This is a genomic window from candidate division WOR-3 bacterium (assembly GCA_026418155.1).
In the GTDB taxonomy this organism is placed as follows: domain Bacteria; phylum Hydrothermota; class Tepidihabitantia; order Tepidihabitantales; family CAIPLT01; genus JAOABV01.
On the sequence record JAOABV010000003.1, the window covers coordinates 1 to 18697 of the forward strand.

The window sequence follows — 18697 nt, forward strand, 5'->3', positions numbered from 1 at the left end:
TGCCGAGAGGACCGCAGATTAGACCACCGAAAGGGTCAAGCAAACCACTCAAAACTTCAGTGTTTTTACCATTCTGGTAAATAACAAATTTTCATTTTTACTCTCAAAGAATATGCTAATCTTTTAAGTTTACCCGAATCTCTCTAAAAATTGCCCTTATTTCTTAGAAAACGAGAATGATATGTCTGTATTTATTTTAGCAAAATGTCTCCAAGGTATTGATAATATCGCCTGATAAATTTTTATTTATTATCTTAAATAGTATTTATTTCTCTTGATTTTATATATTTTTTTAATAAGATATTTTATATATTTTTTTTAATAAGATATATATATTTTTTTAATAAGATATAACACTAATGAGAAAATCGTCTAAATTGTTAATTGTCGAGTCGCCAACAAAAGCACATACTATAAAACGGCTATTAAAGGACCGATTTAATGTGCTTTCGTCCAAAGGCCATATTAAGGACTTACCTAAGTCAAAATTAGGTGTTGATATTGAACAAGGATTTACACCGCATTACATTACAATTCGCGGTAAGGCGAAAATTATTAATGAACTGAAAAATGCCGCGAAAAAAGCCCAAATAGTTTATTTAGGCTGTGACCCGGACCGCGAAGGTGAAGCAATTGCATTTCATATTGCAGAAGAAATCAGTAAAAACGGTAAAAATATCAACTTCCAAGAAAAGTCACAATCTAATGGCAAAAATATAAAACGCGTCCTATTCTACGAAATCACGAAAACAGGTATTGAAAAAGGATTAGCCAATCCAACAGAAATTGACCAAAATAAAGTTGCGGCTCATACCGCGCGACGAGTCTTAGACCGATTAGTTGGCTATTTAGTTTCGCCCATATTATGGAAAACTATCCGCGGTGGGTTATCGGCCGGACGAGTCCAAACCGTTGCCTTAAGATTAATTGTCGAGCGGGAAAGGGAAATTCAGAACTTTATACCCGAAGAATATTGGTTGATAAAAGTAGTGTTTAAGACTAAGCATAATGAAGAATTTTCTGCTTTATTAGTAAAAATCGACGGCAAAGAGGAAAAAATCTCCAACGAATCGTCCAGCCAAGCAATTAAAAAAGATTTAGAGGCTGGTCTCGAATATTTTATATCAAAATTACACTCTTACGAGAAGCACAATAAACCACCACCGCCATTTATCACGGCTACTTTACAACAAGAAGCATCACGCAAATTAGGCTTTAGTTCTAAAAAGACAATGTTTATTGCCCAGCAACTTTTTGAGGGAATTAAATTAAAAGATGAAGAAACCGGTCTAATCACTTATCCCCGAACTGATTCTTTACGAGTCGCAGAGGAGTTTATTAATAGCACGCGGAATTATATAACAGAAAAATATGGTGACGAATACTTGCCACCAACAGCACGAAAATATAAAGACCGCAGTGAAACTCAAGGTGCACACGAAGCAATCCGTCCCACATCTATTCATCGTGAGCCATCAGATATTAAAGCATATCTCACACCTGACCAATTCAAACTTTACGATTTAATCTACCGTCGATTTTTGGCATCACAGATGAACGATTCAATTTATCTAATGACCGATGTTGAAGTTGTTGGTGGTAAATATACTTTTCAAGCCCAAGGTGTAAAACAAAAATTTGCTGGGTTTGAAAAGGTTTATGGTGATGGAGTTTCGGAAAAAGACCTGCCCCTGCTTAAAAATGGCGACCAGGTATACCTAAAATCAGTTAATCCGGAACAACATTTCACTCAGCCACCGGCGCGTTATTCAGAAGCATCTTTGATTAAAAAACTTCAGATTAACGGCATTGGTCGACCCTCAACTTATGCCACAATTGTATCCACGATTATGGAACGAAAATATGTTGAAAAAAAACAAGGTCGACTTTTGCCCACACGCTTAGGCTTTATTGTCAACGATATTTTAATCTCTGGCTTTGATAATATTTTTGAGGTCGGTTTTACTAAAAAAATGGAAAAGGAATTAGACTTAATTGAAGCCAATAAAGTAACCTGGCAGAAGGTAATCAATGATTTCTATCTCCCTTTTAAGGAAGACTTAGAAAAGATAAAGAATAAAACTTTGGAAATTAAGCGAAATAATATTGAAGAACTTAAAGAAAAATGTCCAGAGTGCGGAAAACCATTGGTCAAACGATGGGGTAGATATGGACAATTTGTTGCTTGCTCGGGTTATCCTGATTGCAAGTATATCAAAAAAGAAGAAAATAAAGAACCACTAAAATTATTAGACACAAAATGTCCGGAATGCGGAAAACCTTTGACGGAACGCATAAGTCGATATGGTAAATTCATTGCCTGTTCTGGTTATCCAGAATGCAAATACATTCAACAGACTCCTAAACCAGAGCCGGTTTTGCTTGATGAAAAATGTCCGAAATGTGGGAAACAATTAGTAGAAAGGAAAGGACGCTTTGGGAAATTCATTGCCTGCTCCGGATATCCTGAGTGCGAATACAAAGCAAAAATAAAAGCAGTATCCCGTTCTGACCGTTAAGTCAATTTTTTATTTGTTTTATACTGGATTATTTATTAATAAGATTTTTTATTTATTAATAAGATTTTTTAAGTTCGATATTTACTTTAATTATTTAAGTTTAAGAAATAGTGGAGTTCATCTGCCCAGTAGGATAGTCCTATTTTTTCTATCCTTTAGACATTGAGATTATCTTCCAATAATATTTTTACAGTGCGATATTGTTGCAATATTTTAAGTCTCAGAAAATAATGGAAGTTCTTCTGTGTAATAAGACAATCCAATTATCATTTTATATTTAGCCAGTTAGAAGTTTTGACTATCTTTTAGAGAAATTTTTACAGTTCGGTATTATTGCTAATATTTTAAGTCTCAGAGGATAGATGCATTCAAAACAGATATAAGATCTTGTTTAATAATAAGATCTTGTTTAATAAATCGTAGACTGCCTCGGAAATCGTCTTATGAAAAGAAAGTTATGCTTCATTCTTAGTCATTATCTCTTGACTTTTGAGATATTTTTTTTATGCTGTTTATATGGCACATGTTTATACACCAGGTCTTAAAGTAACAGAAAAAACTTTGGTCCGTAAAGAACGCCGGTTACCCTTAAATGGCGAAGTATTAGTAAATCAAGGACAAACCGTCAAGGGTGAAGATATTGTTGCACGAACTTCATTGCCCGGTGATGTCACGACTGTAAATGTGGCGGGTTTACTTGGAGTTCCGGCTGAAGATGTTAAATCCTTGATGCTAAAAAAAGTTGGCGACCCAATAAACAAAGACGAAATCTTAGCCCAATCCAGAGGATTTTTTGGCATATTTAAATCAACGGTAAAATCACCAATTACAGGCAGTGTTGAGAGTATCTCAGACATTACTGGTCAAGTTATTTTACGAGAAGCGCCACGGCCAGTTGAAGTTACCGCCTATATTGACGGCGTGGTGTCAGAAATCTTTCCTAATCAAGGAGTAGCAATTGAAACTGAAGCCAGTTTGGTTCAAGGAATTTTTGGCATTGGCGGCGAAACTCGGGGTGAAATTATAGTTGTTGTTGATAATCCGTCCCAACCGTTAACCCGACAAGATATTGACGAATCTTGTAAAGACAAAATAGTCATCGGTGGGTCGATAGTTGATTTTGAAACCTTGCAATGGGCACGCGAAATCGGTGCTAAAGGTGTCGTCGTGGGCGGTATTGAAGACGCTACTCTGAAAAAATTTTTAGGATACGATATCGGTGTTGCGATTACCGGTTCTGAAAAAATCGGCATCACCTTGATGATTACCGAAGGTTTTGGTAAAATGCGAATGGCTGACCACACATTCCGTTTGCTTAAATCTTTGGCCAATAGAATTGCTTCAATGAATGGTGCCACCCAAATCCGCGCAGGCGTAATTCGACCCGAACTCATCGTTCCATTGGATAGTAAAAAAATAAGTTCTGAACAAATTAAAAAAGATAGTTCGGCTGATGTCGGTCTACAAATTGGTGATTTAGTGCGGATAATTCGCGAACCTAATTTTGGTATGATTGGTAAAGTCGTCTCCCTACCGGTTGAATTAACTGAAATCGAAACCGAATCTAAAGTACGAATCTTAGAACTGGAATTAGAAGACGGTAAAAGAGTCTTTTTACCCAGGGCTAATGTCGAAATTATTGAGAAATGAAGAATGAGTTGTTCAATTTATCTTTTGCTCATTAGCCCTTATCTAAAAGATAGGTGTAAGATTAATTTTAGGCATAAAAAAATAAGAATTGGCTATACATATTATGACATTAAGAAAAAACATTAAATTAATTGGAATATTTTTATGCTTAACATTATCTGGGCTTAATGCTAATTATACTGGTTTTCCATCTTTGCTAATTACTCCCAGCGCTCGCGAAAACGCCCTGGCAGGAACTGGTGTTGCTTGTGCCTATGGTCCTCAGGCAATGTTTATCAACCCAGCCTTAACCAGTGAGTTAAATAGAACTGCAGTTAGTTTTAGTTATACCAATTGGTTCCTTGATATGTATCAACAGAGTTTATTTGCCGTAAGACCTTTACCAATTATAAATTTAGGACTGGGCATAACCAACTTTAATCACGGTGAACTGGAATTAAGACCTAACCAACCAACCGAAACAGAAATTGGTAAATTCTCACCATCAGATTTCAGTTTCTTTCTTAATCTAAGTCGAAAATTAGACGAAAGGGTGTTATTAGGCATTTCTGGTCGATACTATTATGAAAAGATTTTAGAACATACCGCAACTGGCTATGGTATCGATATTGGATTATTGTTTAAAGTCTGGCCACGATTCCATATCGGATTTTCCGTAATTAACTTTGGCCGCACGATGTATTTTATTCGCGATGAATTTTGGTTGCCAACCCGATTTTTAACAGGTATTAATTATGATTTCACTCTTAAACCCAATATAAAAATTGCTTTGGGTTCGGATTTCTCTTATTTTGTTTATGATAAAAGATTGGAATTTAACTCCGGAGTCGAAATGCAAATTTTCCAACAATACTTTATCCGTGCTGGGTATAATTTCGCAGACCTGATAGATCGCCGAACAAAAAGTACGCCAAGTTCTATTTCAATGGGATTTGGTGTGATAATAAAAAAGATTCGACTGGAATATGCATTTACACCTTACAGTGATGGATTGGATGACACTCACCATTTTTCAATCGGTTTCGGCTATTAATGAGAAATCCGCAATATCTATTAATTTTACATGTTTGTAAATTGCCGAGTCCTTTAACAAATTACAGAAAAATATAAATTATCATGGATTGCTTAAATCTAATTTTAAGGTGTTGATATGGCCGACAATTGGCTGGATTTTGAAAAACCGATTGCAGATATCTATAATCGAATTCAAGAACTTATTCCGTTAAGTGGTTATGAAGATGAAATTGCGAAGTTGCGGAATCAGGCAGAACGGCTAAAAACAAAGATATATTCTAATCTTACACCTTGGCAAAAAGTATTAATGGCGCGTCATCCGTTAAGACCCTATACTCAAGATTATCTCGATTTGATGACCACTGAATTTATTGAATTGGCTGGCGACCGGAGTTATGCGGATGACAAAGCAATTATTGCAGGATTGGCAAAACTTGAAGTTGCTGAAAACAATTTTTTGAATTTAGTAATAATCGGAACTCAAAAGGGAAGAGAAACTAAAGAAAAGATTTTAAGAAATTTTGGCATGCCCCATCCTGAAGGTTACCGCAAAGCCCTGCGGGTAATGAAACTCGCAGAAAAATTTGATTTACCAATTGTAACTTTGGTTGATACTCCAGGCGCATATCCTGGTGTCGGAGCGGAAGAAAGGGGGCAGGCCGAAGCTATTGCCCGAAATCTTAAGGAAATGGCAGTATTAAGGGTGCCAATTGTTGCAATAATTACCGGTGAAGGTGGCTCCGGCGGCGCATTAGCGTTAGCCGTCGGTAACCGCGTCTTAATGATGGAATATGCAATCTATTCGGTCATATCTCCAGAAGGTTGCGCGTCAATACTTTGGCGAGATAGTGATAAAGCCGAAGAAGCCGCAAAAGTATTGAAAATTACTGCCCAAGATTTATTGCAATTTGGCATAATTGATGAAATTATTCCGGAACCACTCGGCGGAGCCCACCAAGATTATCGACTGGCTTCTCAATATCTTAAACAAAGCATCATTAAAAATCTTTCCGAATTAAAAAGTCTGTCAAAAGAAGAGTTAGTGCGTCAAAGAATTGAGAAATTCCAGAACATTGGAATCTACCGTGATCGGGCATAAGTAATTAATTTGAATCAATGGAACATAAATGCGGTTATGTAGCAATTTTAGGTCGCCCCAATGTCGGTAAATCAACTCTCCTTAATGCACTTTTAAATTTTAAACTTTCCATTGTCACGCCCAAACCCCAGACCACTCGCAATAAGATTTTAGGTATCCTTAACGCTGAAGATTATCAGATAATTTTTATCGATACGCCTGGTATTTTGAAACCACAATATACCTTGCAACGATTAATGCAAAAAGAAATTACCTCTGCAGTCTCAACTGCTGACTTGTTTTTGATTGTAGTTGAACCTTTTTTACCGCCGAATGAAGAAGAGGTATCCCTGATTAAAAAAGTCAGTTCTTACCCGATGATTCTGGCAATCAATAAAATTGACTGTGTTGACAAACCTTCTTTATTACCAATTATTGATGCATATCAGAAATTTCCTTTTCGAGAAATTCATCCCATCTCGGCGCTTAATCAAGATGGCATCGAAGACCTAAAGAAAAGCATTGTTAATAATTTGCCTTATGCGGAGCCATTCTATCCCAAAGACCAACTGAGCGAGAAACCTGAACGATTTTTTATTGCCGAATTAATTCGAGAAACAATATTTACTCAATATGGTGAAGAAATCCCTTATTCAACTATTGTTGAAATCGAGGAGGTTAAAGAACGGGAAACGGGAAAAACTTATATTCGAGCGATAATTTATGTTCAAAAGCCAACCCAGCGAGCAATTATCCTTGGTAAAGACGGAAACGCTATAAAAAAATTAGGCAGTACCGCCAGAAAAAAAATTGAACAGTTTTTAAATAAACCGGTATATTTGGAATTAATAGTAAAAGTCAAAGAAGACTGGCGTGATAACGAATCTTTTATTAAAGATATTCTCTATAAAATATAAGATATTCTGCAAAGATAAAATGAAATAAGATCTTTCTTTATAAGCATAAGATATTCATGATAGATGATAGATACAAGATATTCTCTATAGATTTTATAAAATATTCTTGGGGAATATAAGATAAACTTTAAAAACAAATTCAATTTAGAACTATAACTTTAAGTAATTTATATTATAAACGATAAAATCAAATAACAGATTATTCTACTAAACGTCGAATAACAATATTTCGGCTACGACATACAATTTTAGAATTTAGTCAAACTCATTCAAATGTTGCCAAGATAATTATCAAGTTAAATACAAATAACATTATAAATTATCTCGTTAAATTATTCTAATTATAAATAATAAAACATGGCGTAGAATCTCTTACAATCGGATTCTCATATAAATATGTAATATGCCTAGGCTCTGAAATGAGCACCGGGCAAAGTAAAGTTCGTTTCACCGCATAAATTATTTTAGGGTCTCATACTTTAAAAGGGCGATCTCAAACTCATGATTTTTTAAAAGGTAAAGTTCATCCCAACATTTCACTCGTTCAGAATTACGAGATATATGTATCCTCATTATTGTTAAATTTTAGTTTAAAACTAAATTTTATGATCTTAATCTTCTTTAATAATGTTATTTTTGAGTTCCGATATCTAACATCAAGTTCGAAATATTTATTTGTATATTTTATGAATATCTATCTATTCACTAATATCTTTTTATTGCTCTTAAGAATCTCATTCAATATGAATTGCCTTTAACATTTAAATCTTACCACAAGAAAATAATTTTGTTAAATAAGTCTTGCAATGTATTCCACAATAAATAATTGATATGAATGCTCAATTTTTATTTTAGATATTGCAATTTTCTCCAACCTTGACAAATTAGGTTATAAAGATATAATTTTATTGTATAAAATTATATATTATTAGATAAATCTATTTAGTGGAAAGGAGCCGATATGGCAAGCAAGCAATTAATGGATATGTTAAATAAAGCCATTGCCCGAGAATTGCAAGTTGCAATTCAATATATGTGGCAACATGTGCAGTGGAAAGGTGTTAAAGCCTTTGCCGTGAAAGATGAACTGAAAGCAATCGCCATTACAGAAATGAAACATGCGGAAGCAATTGCCGAACGATTAAACTATTTGGGCGGAATTCCTACAACAAAACCAGAACCAATTTTTGTGGGCACAACCTTAAAACAGATGATTACTCAAGACAAAAAAGATGAGGAAGGCGCGGTCAAATTATATAAAGAGATAATCGCAATGGCAGAAAAAGAAGGCGATATTACAACTAAGAAAATGTTTGAAGGCATTTTAGCCGACGAAGAAGAACACCTTGATACATTTATTGGATTATTAGAAGAAATATAATATTTCGAAAAATTTTACAGGAGCAATAATGGAAAAGAAAAAGACCAAGAAAGAGACAAAAACTCAAAAAGGGAAAAAATATACCTGTCAAGAATGTGGTTTAGTTGTCACAATAGATAAACCTTGTGGCTGTGTTGAAGAATGTGATATTATCTGTTGTGGCCAATCGATGAAACCAAAGCAGAAATAGTTTTTTGACAGGATTTTTACCAGCGTAACATCAACCTGAATTCGAAACAGCGTTTTTTAGGATAAATAATTATGAATTTAACGATATATAGTCTAAAAGATTTATTGGTTACCGCACTCAAAAGCGAGGTTGAGAGTCGAAACATATATACTCGTTTGGCGGAAAGTGTGGAAAATTTTCTCTTAAAAGACCGATTTAATTTTCTTGCCAGTGAAGAAGAAAAACACCGAGCATTTTTCGAAAATCTGTTTAAACAGAAATTTCCCCAAAGGAAAATTTCTTTACCGAAAAAAAGTCCAGTTCCTTTACCCCAAATAAATTTTGATGAGAAAAACTTTGTGATTAGTGAGATTTTATTAAGTGCAATGAAAGCCGAAAAAGCCGCCTATGATTTTTACACCAAATTGACTAAGAGATTTAAGGACAGTCCTGAGATTCAAAAGATGCTTCATTATATTGCGTCAATGGAAATGGGACATTATCGGATATTGGAACTGGAAAAAGAGAATGCGGAAAAGTTTGAGAGTCACGATATCGAATGGCCCTTGATGCATGTCGGACCATAAATTAGGTAACATTTCTTAATTTTCAGTTATTGTTTAGGAGAAACAATATGAAAAAATGGCGTTGCACTGTTTGTGGTTATATTCACATCGGTAATGAACCGCCGGAAAAATGTCCGAATTGTAATGCACCAAAAGAAAAGTTTGTTGAAGTTCCAGCTGATTTTGAACAAATTCATATTCACCATGCTCAAAAAATAACTTACGGCACAGAAGTGGAAATTAACCCGTTCTTTGGTGATTATGCGTCGCTTGCCCCATATATTTATAATTTACCCGTAGGCAAAAAAGTCGGATTGCATAAACACCCCACTACAGATGAGCTCTTTTTTATCGTTAAAGGTAAAATCAAGTTTCGAGTCGGTCAAAAAGAATTTATTGCTGTGCCGGGTGATGTGGTCCAAGGTAAAATGGATATTCCCCATTCGTTTGAAAATATCGGCGATGAACCCGCGGCATTCCTTTCAGTAAAAGGACCAAAACCAGTTGATTTAGTAATGTTAGAATAAAATAACAAAGTAGGTACCAAATCATTCTTTAATGAAATTAAATCATATTGAAGGTAAAAATAGAGGAAAAATTGTGTTATATGCTTTGAGTACTTGTGGTTGGTGTAAAAGAACTAAAACGCTCTTAAGAGAATTAGGTGTGTCATATGATTATATTGATGTCGATTTGCTTACCGGCAAAGAACGAGACGAAGTTTTAGCCGAAATAAAAAAATGGAATCCAAAACTTTCTTTTCCTACACTTGTAATTCGCGATGCAGAATGTATCGTTGGCTTTGAAGAAGACAAAATCAAGCAAGCATTAACTAATGACTGAAGTCAATATCACCGAAACCGAAGTCCAAGCATTATACGAAAAGTTAATTAAAGATTGTAAAGCATCAGGGTATTATCTCAATCCTGATACCGAATTTGTTAAGGATTTGATAAAGGGACTTCTAATGAACGAAAAGCGGTATGGTTATCAATCTTGTCCGTGTCGAATCGCCTCAGGAGTCAAAGAAGAAGATTTAGATATTATCTGCCCTTGTGATTATCGGGATGCCGATTTAAATGATTTTGGTACTTGTTATTGTGCATTATATGTAACCCGCGAAGTCATCGAAGGTAAGAAAAAGGTCAGCTCAATTCCGGAAAGAAGATTACCTTTAGAAATAAGAAAAAATATGCGCAGGGCAAGTGTCAAAGAAATTTCTACTTTTTTATCGTTACCAGTGTGGCGGTGTAAAGTTTGTGGCTATTTGTGCGCCCGCGAAAAGCCTCCTGACATTTGTCCAATTTGTAAGGTCTCAAGCGATCGGTTCGAAAGATTTATCTAAGGTGGCTTGGCTTAAATTTTAGTTGTATCAAAAGCACTAATGATAATCTCCATTTTTTAAAAACTCAGAAACAACACTAAAGTATAGTATTACTCGGACTCTTTGATAATTGTTCCGGAAAAAACATAGATTTCAGTATTTCTATCCTGCCAGGCATTTTCTGGTAAGCCGGCTTTCCAACAAGTATGCTTTAAGAAAGTTTCTCGGTCCCAGCCTTCTTCAGTTGCCACTTGAGGCAACAATAATCCTTGATTATAGCCTCGTTTTATAACTATACCATGTTTACCAACCTGTATTTCGTTAATGTTTTTGATTCTTCTTAAAGGAGTCATCACGGTAATTTCAATTGTAATATCTTTTAATTCGTTTGCAGTTACGCGAGGAAATCTTGGGTCTTCAGTTGATGCGGCAATCGCCATATCTGAGACTGCTTGATATAGTGGTTTTATTCCTTGAACATAACCAATACAACCACGAAGTTGTCCTCTCTTTTTTAGAGTGACAAATACACCATATTGTTCTTTTAATTTTTCGGTTATTGGTTTAAATTCAGGGATTTTTTTACCTACAATATGATTTTCTATCGTTGTGCGAGCAATTCTTAAAAGTTCTTTTTTCTCCTGTTCCGTTAATTGAATTATATCGTGTTGGTTGATATCATTGGTTTTTATTTCATCAGTTTTAGATTTAGTTTCTGTTTTATAAAATATCGCTGAGGCATAGCCAACACAATAACCTCCTCTTTCTCCCATAACATCATTAGAATTTGTCTGATGAAGTATCTGTGATTGATTTGCACCGAGTAATTTACTAGTAAGCATTACAATGACAATAGGATAGCCACCACAGGCTTGGGCTTTATCTTGTTTTAAGGCATTATATAGACCCTCTGGGTCGAATTTTTCCAGATAACTCAAAGTTAGGGCATCAGTTTTTTTACAAGCATCATAAGAGTAACCATGGTATAAGTCCGAAGAAGCCAATAGTACAACATTCTTATTTTTAATTACATTAGCAATGGCTTGAGCAAGTATTTGACATTCGTTAAAAGTCGGTTCCAAAGACATAATTGGTACAATCTTAAAATCTTTAAGCGTTCGCTGGAGAAAAGGAAGTTGGACTTCTAAGGAGTGTTCTTCCGAGTGGGCATCTGGAAGATTTCTAATTTTATTGCTCTGTGTGATGATTGCTTGAGCAACCGATTCATCAATTGCAACTTGCCCCAAAGGTGTTTGCCAACTGCCTTGTCCATATACCGCAAAACCCTGAATAAATACTCGGTGAGTTGGACCAAGCATAATCACTGTTTGAATATCTTTTTCTGCTATCGCCTTATAAGCATAGGCCGCAGTTGGACCAGAATAAGGGTAACCTGCATGAGGCACAACAATCCCAATAATTTTACCGTGAATTTTAGGCGTCGTAGTTTTAATTAAAAGGTCATCAACGGTTTTCTGGAGAATCTTTTTGTCACCCGGATAAAATTGACCGGCAACAACTGCTTCTCTTATCATCTTCGCCTCCAATGAGAAGATAAAAATAATACAAATTATTATTAATATAATAATCCTCTTCATCTTATTGATTTTAATCTTTGCATTCTTGCTTTACCACATTTGGGGCATATCCATTTTCTTTGTTTATGAAAAGTTCGTTTGACCTCAACCATTTTTATTTTACATCGGCGACAATACATCCTATTAAAAACTTATTAATATTTTAACTTGAGATTCGTTCCAGATGTTCAGAGGCTTCTTTGAGTTGAGGGTCAAGTTGTAGTGCTTTACGATACATTTCTTGCGCTTCAGGAATTTGATTGGATGCTTCGTATGCTAGTCCTAATTGAAAGTAGACCTTGGCGTCAGGCTGTAATTTTAATGCCGACTTAAACTGTTTTATGGCTTCAGAATATCTCTGATTCAAGATATAAAATTGACCAAGTTCAATATAATCTTGCGCGGTCACAGGTTTTTTCTTAGACATAGTGTTTTATGCAATTAAGTCATTTTTAGTATTGCAGAATATTACATTCGTTCAATTTTTTCTAAGTCTTCATATTTACCAAGAATCGTCAAAATATCACCTTCTGAGATTTCATCCTCAGCCCCAGGGCCAATAATTACATCTTCTTTGAAATCCGGTGTTCCCTTTTCTGTGATAATCGGAATTTTGCGTTTGATAGCAATAACTGTTACATTATATTTTTCCCGAAGGCCAATTTGTTTTAATGTTTTACCAATAAACTGTTTTGGCGCAGCAATTTCAATTATACTGTGAATTGGCGAAAGTTCAATGTAATCAAAGATTTTTGTGGAAAAGAAACTTTCTGCAAGTCGAGTTGCCACTTCGCGTTCTGGATAAATTACTTTATCTGCGCCAATGCGCTGGAGGATTTTGCCATGACGGTCATTAACAGCTTTAACAATCACTTGTTTGACACCAAGTTCTTTCAGAATCAAAGTAATAAGAATACTAGTATCGATATTTTGACCAACACTGACAATAGCAACATCAACATCAGCAACACCGATATCTTTGAGAGCGCGCTCATCAGTTGCATCTAAAACAAAACTATGTGTCACTAGTTCTGCAAATTCTCGAACTTCGTTTTCGTCTGAGTCAATAACCATTACTTCAAAGCCTTTTTCGGCTAAGGCACGAGCAATGCTCGAGCCAAAGCGTCCTAACCCAATAACAACAAAACTTTTAGCCAACTAAAATCACCCCCTCAGGATATGAGTACGATATAATTTTTTTTCTAATTAATGCGGTGGCTAAGGTTAAGATACCAACTCGGCCAATAAGCATTGTTAGGATGATGACTAATTTTCCTAAGACTGTAAAATCATAGGATGCAGAAAGATTAGTCATTATCTCAGAGCCACGAGATAAGCCGACTGTACCAAATGCCGAAAATAATTCAAAAAGACATGTAAGTATGTTCATATCGGGTTTATTAAAGATTAAGAGTAAAATCAGAGATGTCAAGAGCCAAGATATGGCTAAGCCAACAATTAAAAATGCCTTAAAAATTTGTTCTTGAGCGACCCGTCGCCGATATAGAAAAATTTCCGATTGGCCGGTGAGTAGGGCTTTAATTTGAAGCAAAATAATACTGAAAGTGGTCGTTTTAACACCACCACCTGTTCCGCCAGGCGAAGCACCGATAAACATTAAAACAATTATAAATAATAAAGTTGCCGGATGAAAGATTTTGAGACTAAGAGTATTAAATCCAGCAGTTCGCGCAGTTACCGCATGAAAGTAGGCATTGAGAATTTTTAAGGAAGTCGGATAAAGTCTTAAAGAACCACGCCACTCTAATAAAAGAATTAACAGTGTGCCAACAACAATAAGGATTAATGTGGTTGTTAACACTGTTTTGGTATGTAAGGAAAGATGGTTATTAATTTTTTTGACATAGGTCTTATATAAATCAGAAATCACAACAAAGCCAATACCACCACAAATGAAAAGAAAAGATATTGTTAATAAGACAAAATAATTTGTTGAATAGTTAGTGAGATTTTCAGAAAAAGTGGAGAAGCCGGCATTACAGAATGCGGAAACTGAATGAAAGATTGCATGACCTAATGCATAAAAAATTTTCATTGGCGTATAGTGTAAAAAATAGATAAAAAGGGCAAGTGCCCCTAATGCTTCAAAAACTAAAGTAACTCTTAAGACAGTAAAGCCGAATCGCTTAAGATTGTCGTAAGTAAAGACATTGAATGATTCTTTGGCAACCAATCGGTCTCGCAAACTTAGTTTCTGCCTTAAGAAGAAGAAAAAAGTCGTAGAAAGGGTCATATAACCTATACCACCAATTTGAATTAATAATAGAATGATTAATTTTCCAAATAATGTAAAGTCTGTAGCAGTATCTCTTACAATCAATCCCGTGACACAAACTGCTGAAGTTGCGGTATAAAACGCATCAATCAGGCTAATATTTTTAGATGCGATAGGAAGATATAAGAGTAATGCACCAACGATAATAATGGACAAATAACCAAAAACCAGTAACCGACCAGGGTTTACTTGGCTTGCGAGTCGTGCCATTTTGTTAAAGATTTTAAACAACTTTTTATAATATCTTCAATTTTTTGCTTGCTCGTATCGAAGACAACAGTATTCGGATAGGATTTTAGATGATTCAGAAAAGGAATATTTGATATAGGGATTGTAGCAATGACGGCTTGACGGTTAGCCTTGTGAAAAATTTCTTGAATTGCACTTTTGAATTTATCGCTCATCAGTTCCATTTTACCAATTTCGTCGATAATAATCAAATCTTTTTCTTGTAACGCTTTTTTTAGACTATTGATGCCGATTATTTCTAAGTCAGCAAGATTCACTCCATATCTTGAGATACGAAGCGAACTTCTATACTTCTGGTGGGCTAAAACACCTTGTTCACCAAAAGTCGTAACTATTTTAAATCCGATTCTTTTGCCATTTTCTTTTATCTCTTCAGTAAAAAATCCGCCAAACGAAATATTAGGCAATAAAGATAAGAGTTTTTTAATCAAAGTGGTTTTACCTGAACGCGGCTTACCAGTTATTAAAATCTTCATTACTTAAGCACGAATACCAAAATTTAACAAATCCGACAAATATTTAATCAAAATCGAAGAAAAATTTTTGTACTGTTTGCCAAATATGCAGTAAATGTTTCTTCATTTCAATAACCTTGGCGACCAAGTTGGTGAAAAGGCGCCGCCTACATTGGTAATTTGGCGCAGTCCCGTACCATTCCAGTGCATTGTCCAAATTTCATAGGTACCAGTGCGATTAGAACTAAAAGCAATATGTAGTCCATCTGGAGACCAAGATGGTTCTTCATTATTTCTCAAGCTAGTGAGCCGCATGCGGTTATCCCCAGTTAAATCCGTAATAAAAATCTGATTTGTACCATCTTCAACGCGTGAGACGAAAGCAATTAAATCGCCACGAGGAGACCAAGCCGGCGAAGTATTATAAGAGCCTTCAAAAGTCAGGCGCCGCATATTGGTGCCATCAACATTAATTATATAAATTTGGGGTGTGCCGGTACGGTCCGAGACAAATGCCAATTCACGACCTGATGGCGACCAGGTTGGGGAAATGTCTATTGAATGACCATAAGTAAGGCGCCGAAGATTTTTGCCATCAGCATTCATTAAATAAATATCCGGAGTTCCATCGATAGTTAAACTGAGTGCTATTGTTTTGCCATCCGGCGAATAGGCCGGCGTAGTATTAAGACCATCTTTACCACAAAATAAGTCAATTTTATCTTTGTTTAGATCATAAGTATAAATATTGAGATTGTTTTTAGCATAACTGCAAAAAGCAATCTTATTTGCTAATGGTGACCAGTCAGGAAAGAGTTTGTAGCCACCATCTTTAGTGAGTTGCTGAAAATTAAAGCCATCATAATCAACCCGTGCTAATTCTTTATTTTTTCCGATTCTTATAGAAAATGCAATTTGAGTCTGGTTGATGCCTTCTTCACCAGTTAATAATTTAATTACATCATCGGCAATCTTATGTGCTAACCAACGGTAGTTTTCCGTAATTTCATATCCCTTAGTTCCAATAAGTCTTCGACTAAATAAATCATAAAGTCTAATGTTTAATATAGTTCGCTTCTTAATTTGGATATCGCCGGCTAAAAGCACTTGGGCGCCTATTTTCGACCATTTATTAAAATCAATCCTTTTTTCATATGTGCTGAGTGTGGAATCGATGGGCATTGGAACTATTTCAAAATAAAGCGAATAACCTAAATCGTCAGATATCACTTGTTTTATATTTTTACTAACATTAGATAATAATTCTGGAGCAATAGATGGTAAAAGAAAATCAGCGATAACAATGCTAATCTTTTTTCTGGTAGCACCGGCAGTAATTTTTGCCCAAATTTCTTGTTGAGCATAAAGAATTTGCCACAAAGACGAAACACAGAGAATAATTAAAAATATCTTATGCTTCACGTTTGCGTTTTAGTCTTCTCTCAATAAATTTTGGCGGACCACCTGTTATCGTATCTACAGTGATAATACATTCGCTGATGTTCTTTTTTGATGGTAAATCAAACATAATATCTAACAGCGCATTTTCCAGAATTGAACGAAGGCCACGCGCTCCGGTATTTCGGACTAAAGCCAATTCTGCGACTTTTTCCAATGCAGGTCGCTCAAAGGTCAATTTAACGTTTTCTAAATCAAAATAGTGTTGATATTGTTTGATTAAAGCATTGCGGGGTTTAGTAAGAATATCGAGTAAGGCTTGGTGCGATAGACTGTGCAATGAGACAATAATAGGTAATCTACCGACTAACTCTGGAATTAGGCCGAATTTTATTAAATCGTCAGGTTCAACAAATTTTAGCAATTCATCTTTATCTTGGCTATTTTTTGACATGATATCGGCTTGAAATCCCATTCCTGATTTTTTTAGCCGATTTTCAATTATCCTTTCTAAACCAAAAAAAGTACCGCCACAGATAAAGAGAATATTTTTAGTATTAATTTGAATATATTCTTGTTCTGGATGTTTTCTGCCGCCTTGAGGTGGAACATTGGCAATAGTCCCTTCGAGAATTTTTAGCAGGGCTTGTTGGACACCTTCGCCGGAGACATCTCGGGTAATAGATGGCGAATCACTTTTGCGGCCGATCTTATCAATTTCATCGATATAGACAATACCAATCGAAGCCAAATCTAAATCCCAATTAGCAGCTTGAATTAGTCTTAATAAGATATTTTCGACATCTTCACCGACATAACCCGCTTCAGTAAGTGGTGTAGCGTCAGAAATAGAAAACGGCACATTTAAAAACTTTGCTAAAGTTTCGGCTAATAAAGTTTTACCGACACCAGTTGGACCAATAAGTAAAATATTGCTTTTCTCAACCTCAACTTTAGGCCTTGGAGAAAATACTCGTTTATAATGGTTGTAGACCGCAACAGATAGAACTTTTTTTGCGCGCTCTTGGCCAATAACATATTCATCTAAAAAAGATTTAATTTCTGAAGGTGGAGGCAATGTATGGAGTGTAGCAAAAAAACGATGTTTCTCTTTATCTTGTAAAAGATTCCAGGTTAAGCGAACGCAGTCATCACAGATGTTAGCACCATGGCTACCAAAGAGCATCCGGACCCGATTTTCTGGCCGGTTACAAAACGAACAATAGCGGGTTTTCATAATGCTACAAAATCACAAAAGCACAGATGAAAAAGTTTGATGTTTTTGGGATTCTCTTTCGAGTAGAATTTTGGCGTTAATTTATTCATTTTCGCTTTTCGATTACTTCATCGATGATACCATATTCTTTAGCTTCTTGGGCGGACATAAAATAGTTACGGTCAGAATCAGACAAAATTTTTTCAATGGGTTGATTAGTATGTTTGGCTAAAAGTTCTGCCAGTTGCTGTTTTAGTCTAAGGATTTCTTTAGCATGAATTTCGATGTCTGTTGCTTGACCCGAAAGACCAGAAACTTCTGGTTGATGAATCATAATTCTTGAATGAGGCAGAGCAAAACGTTTATTCTTTTCACCAGCTGCCAAAAGTAATGCGGCAAGACTTGCAGCCATTCCCATACATATCGTGGAGACTTTGGGCCGGATATATTGAATCGTATCATAAATGGCTAAACCTGATGAGACAATACCCCCGGGGGAATTGATATAGAGAGAAATATCTTTATCTGGATCTTCGGCTTCCAAAAATAATAATTGAGCAATAACTAAATTGGCGACATTATCATCAATGGGCATGCCGATAAAAATAATTCGTTCTTTTAAGAGACGAGAATAGATATCATAAGCCCGTTCGCCTCTGCCTGTTTGCTCAATTACAATCGGAATATACATAATACCTCCATTATAATCTTAAATAACTAACATCTGAAACTTCTACGAAAATCAATTTTTGCTCCTGAATCTACAAAAATCACCGAAATTCTTTCGTCTATGTTTATTGTATGTTTGATAGCATTTTTCCATTGCTCTCAATATCTATCGGTGAAGGATTTCAATAAATTCCCTTAGAAATTCAAATTTTGGAGTTA

General features: G+C 35.4%; 19 protein-coding genes and 1 pseudogene. 12 read left to right on the forward strand and 8 right to left on the reverse strand.

Translation table 11 applies throughout. The features are described 5' to 3' along the window. Positions 1–359: 359 nt before the first annotated feature. From topA to N2201_00645, 12 genes and pseudogenes are all read left to right on the forward strand, one after another. Positions 360–2519: a type I DNA topoisomerase gene (topA, locus tag N2201_00590; GenBank protein ID MCX7784721.1), complete on the forward strand. Its 2160-nt coding sequence runs from the start codon at positions 360–362 to the stop codon at positions 2517–2519. Positions 2520–3035: 516 nt separating this feature from the next. After that, the gene (locus N2201_00595; GenBank protein ID MCX7784722.1) at positions 3036–4169 is read left to right on the forward strand and encodes a hypothetical protein; all 1134 of its coding nucleotides are present in this window, start codon (positions 3036–3038) and stop codon (positions 4167–4169) included. Between the two features lie 103 nt (positions 4170–4272). After that, positions 4273–5202, forward strand: coding sequence for a PorV/PorQ family protein (locus tag N2201_00600; GenBank protein ID MCX7784723.1), 930 nt, complete (start codon positions 4273–4275; stop codon positions 5200–5202). A 117-nt stretch (positions 5203–5319) separates the two neighbouring features. Beyond that, positions 5320–6282: an acetyl-CoA carboxylase carboxyltransferase subunit alpha gene (locus N2201_00605; protein ID MCX7784724.1), complete on the forward strand. Its 963-nt coding sequence runs from the start codon at positions 5320–5322 to the stop codon at positions 6280–6282. A 17-nt stretch (positions 6283–6299) separates the two neighbouring features. Beyond that, complete coding sequence (era, locus tag N2201_00610; GenBank protein ID MCX7784725.1) at positions 6300–7178, forward strand: GTPase Era; 879 nt, start codon at positions 6300–6302, stop codon at positions 7176–7178. A 961-nt stretch (positions 7179–8139) separates the two neighbouring features. Next, positions 8140–8559 (forward strand): ferritin-like domain-containing protein, encoded by a 420-nt coding sequence (locus N2201_00615; GenBank protein MCX7784726.1) that lies wholly within the window; start codon positions 8140–8142, stop codon positions 8557–8559. A gap of 28 nt (positions 8560–8587) precedes the next feature. Beyond that, the gene (locus N2201_00620) at positions 8588–8749 is read left to right on the forward strand and encodes a hypothetical protein (protein ID MCX7784727.1); all 162 of its coding nucleotides are present in this window, start codon (positions 8588–8590) and stop codon (positions 8747–8749) included. A gap of 71 nt (positions 8750–8820) precedes the next feature. Then, positions 8821–9315, forward strand: coding sequence for a ferritin family protein (locus N2201_00625; protein ID MCX7784728.1), 495 nt, complete (start codon positions 8821–8823; stop codon positions 9313–9315). 47 nt (positions 9316–9362) lie between these two features. Then, a pseudogene (locus N2201_00630) lies at positions 9363–9467 on the forward strand (NADH peroxidase). Positions 9468–9527: 60 nt separating this feature from the next. Then, positions 9528–9821, forward strand: coding sequence for a cupin domain-containing protein (locus tag N2201_00635; protein ID MCX7784729.1), 294 nt, complete (start codon positions 9528–9530; stop codon positions 9819–9821). 31 nt (positions 9822–9852) lie between these two features. Beyond that, positions 9853–10137, forward strand: coding sequence for a glutaredoxin family protein (locus tag N2201_00640; GenBank protein ID MCX7784730.1), 285 nt, complete (start codon positions 9853–9855; stop codon positions 10135–10137). Continuing rightward, positions 10130–10639, forward strand: a complete 510-nt coding sequence (locus N2201_00645; GenBank protein ID MCX7784731.1) for a ferredoxin:glutaredoxin reductase — start codon at positions 10130–10132, stop codon at positions 10637–10639. Before N2201_00640 ends, N2201_00645 begins: the two co-directional genes overlap by 8 nt. A gap of 89 nt (positions 10640–10728) precedes the next feature. On the opposite strand, the gene amrB is transcribed toward N2201_00645, so the two are convergent. From amrB to clpP, 8 genes are all read right to left on the reverse strand, one after another. Then, complete coding sequence (gene amrB, locus N2201_00650; protein MCX7784732.1) at positions 10729–12153, reverse strand: AmmeMemoRadiSam system protein B; 1425 nt, start codon at positions 12151–12153, stop codon at positions 10729–10731. Between the two features lie 205 nt (positions 12154–12358). After that, a complete protein-coding gene (locus tag N2201_00655; GenBank protein MCX7784733.1) occupies positions 12359–12622 on the reverse strand; it encodes a tetratricopeptide repeat protein in 264 nt (87 codons plus the stop codon). 41 nt (positions 12623–12663) lie between these two features. Further along, the gene (locus tag N2201_00660; protein ID MCX7784734.1) at positions 12664–13353 is read right to left on the reverse strand and encodes a TrkA family potassium uptake protein; all 690 of its coding nucleotides are present in this window, start codon (positions 13351–13353) and stop codon (positions 12664–12666) included. Then, complete coding sequence (locus N2201_00665; protein ID MCX7784735.1) at positions 13346–14701, reverse strand: TrkH family potassium uptake protein; 1356 nt, start codon at positions 14699–14701, stop codon at positions 13346–13348. The genes N2201_00660 and N2201_00665 overlap by 8 nt, the downstream gene beginning before the upstream one ends. Next, positions 14677–15216, reverse strand: a complete 540-nt coding sequence (locus N2201_00670) for an NTPase (protein MCX7784736.1) — start codon at positions 15214–15216, stop codon at positions 14677–14679. The genes N2201_00665 and N2201_00670 overlap by 25 nt, the downstream gene beginning before the upstream one ends. 102 nt (positions 15217–15318) lie before the next feature. After that, positions 15319–16617: a Tol-Pal system beta propeller repeat protein TolB gene (tolB, locus tag N2201_00675; GenBank protein ID MCX7784737.1), complete on the reverse strand. Its 1299-nt coding sequence runs from the start codon at positions 16615–16617 to the stop codon at positions 15319–15321. Beyond that, entirely contained in the window at positions 16607–17830 is a 1224-nt protein-coding gene (gene clpX, locus N2201_00680) for an ATP-dependent Clp protease ATP-binding subunit ClpX (GenBank protein MCX7784738.1), read from the reverse strand. The genes tolB and clpX overlap by 11 nt, the downstream gene beginning before the upstream one ends. A gap of 85 nt (positions 17831–17915) precedes the next feature. After that, positions 17916–18500, reverse strand: coding sequence for an ATP-dependent Clp endopeptidase proteolytic subunit ClpP (gene clpP / locus N2201_00685; protein ID MCX7784739.1), 585 nt, complete (start codon positions 18498–18500; stop codon positions 17916–17918). Positions 18501–18697: the final 197 nt, after the last annotated feature.

Coding starts and splice junctions, on each gene's coding strand:
- N2201_00595 (MCX7784722.1), top strand. CDS start 3,036: ATGGCACATGTTTATACACCAGGTCTTAAAGTAACAGAAAAAACTTTG.
- N2201_00620 (MCX7784727.1), top strand. CDS start 8,588: ATGGAAAAGAAAAAGACCAAGAAAGAGACAAAAACTCAAAAAGGGAAA.
- N2201_00655 (MCX7784733.1), bottom strand. CDS start 12,622: ATGTCTAAGAAAAAACCTGTGACCGCGCAAGATTATATTGAACTTGGT.
- N2201_00670 (MCX7784736.1), bottom strand. CDS start 15,216: ATGAAGATTTTAATAACTGGTAAGCCGCGTTCAGGTAAAACCACTTTG.
- N2201_00665 (MCX7784735.1), bottom strand. CDS start 14,701: ATGGCACGACTCGCAAGCCAAGTAAACCCTGGTCGGTTACTGGTTTTT.
- N2201_00645 (MCX7784731.1), top strand. CDS start 10,130: ATGACTGAAGTCAATATCACCGAAACCGAAGTCCAAGCATTATACGAA.
- N2201_00625 (MCX7784728.1), top strand. CDS start 8,821: ATGAATTTAACGATATATAGTCTAAAAGATTTATTGGTTACCGCACTC.
- N2201_00615 (MCX7784726.1), top strand. CDS start 8,140: ATGGCAAGCAAGCAATTAATGGATATGTTAAATAAAGCCATTGCCCGA.
- amrB (MCX7784732.1), bottom strand. CDS start 12,153: ATGATAAGAGAAGCAGTTGTTGCCGGTCAATTTTATCCGGGTGACAAA.
- clpP (MCX7784739.1), bottom strand. CDS start 18,500: ATGTATATTCCGATTGTAATTGAGCAAACAGGCAGAGGCGAACGGGCT.
- N2201_00605 (MCX7784724.1), top strand. CDS start 5,320: ATGGCCGACAATTGGCTGGATTTTGAAAAACCGATTGCAGATATCTAT.
- N2201_00600 (MCX7784723.1), top strand. CDS start 4,273: ATGACATTAAGAAAAAACATTAAATTAATTGGAATATTTTTATGCTTA.
- era (MCX7784725.1), top strand. CDS start 6,300: ATGGAACATAAATGCGGTTATGTAGCAATTTTAGGTCGCCCCAATGTC.
- topA (MCX7784721.1), top strand. CDS start 360: ATGAGAAAATCGTCTAAATTGTTAATTGTCGAGTCGCCAACAAAAGCA.
- clpX (MCX7784738.1), bottom strand. CDS start 17,830: ATGAAAACCCGCTATTGTTCGTTTTGTAACCGGCCAGAAAATCGGGTC.
- N2201_00640 (MCX7784730.1), top strand. CDS start 9,853: ATGAAATTAAATCATATTGAAGGTAAAAATAGAGGAAAAATTGTGTTA.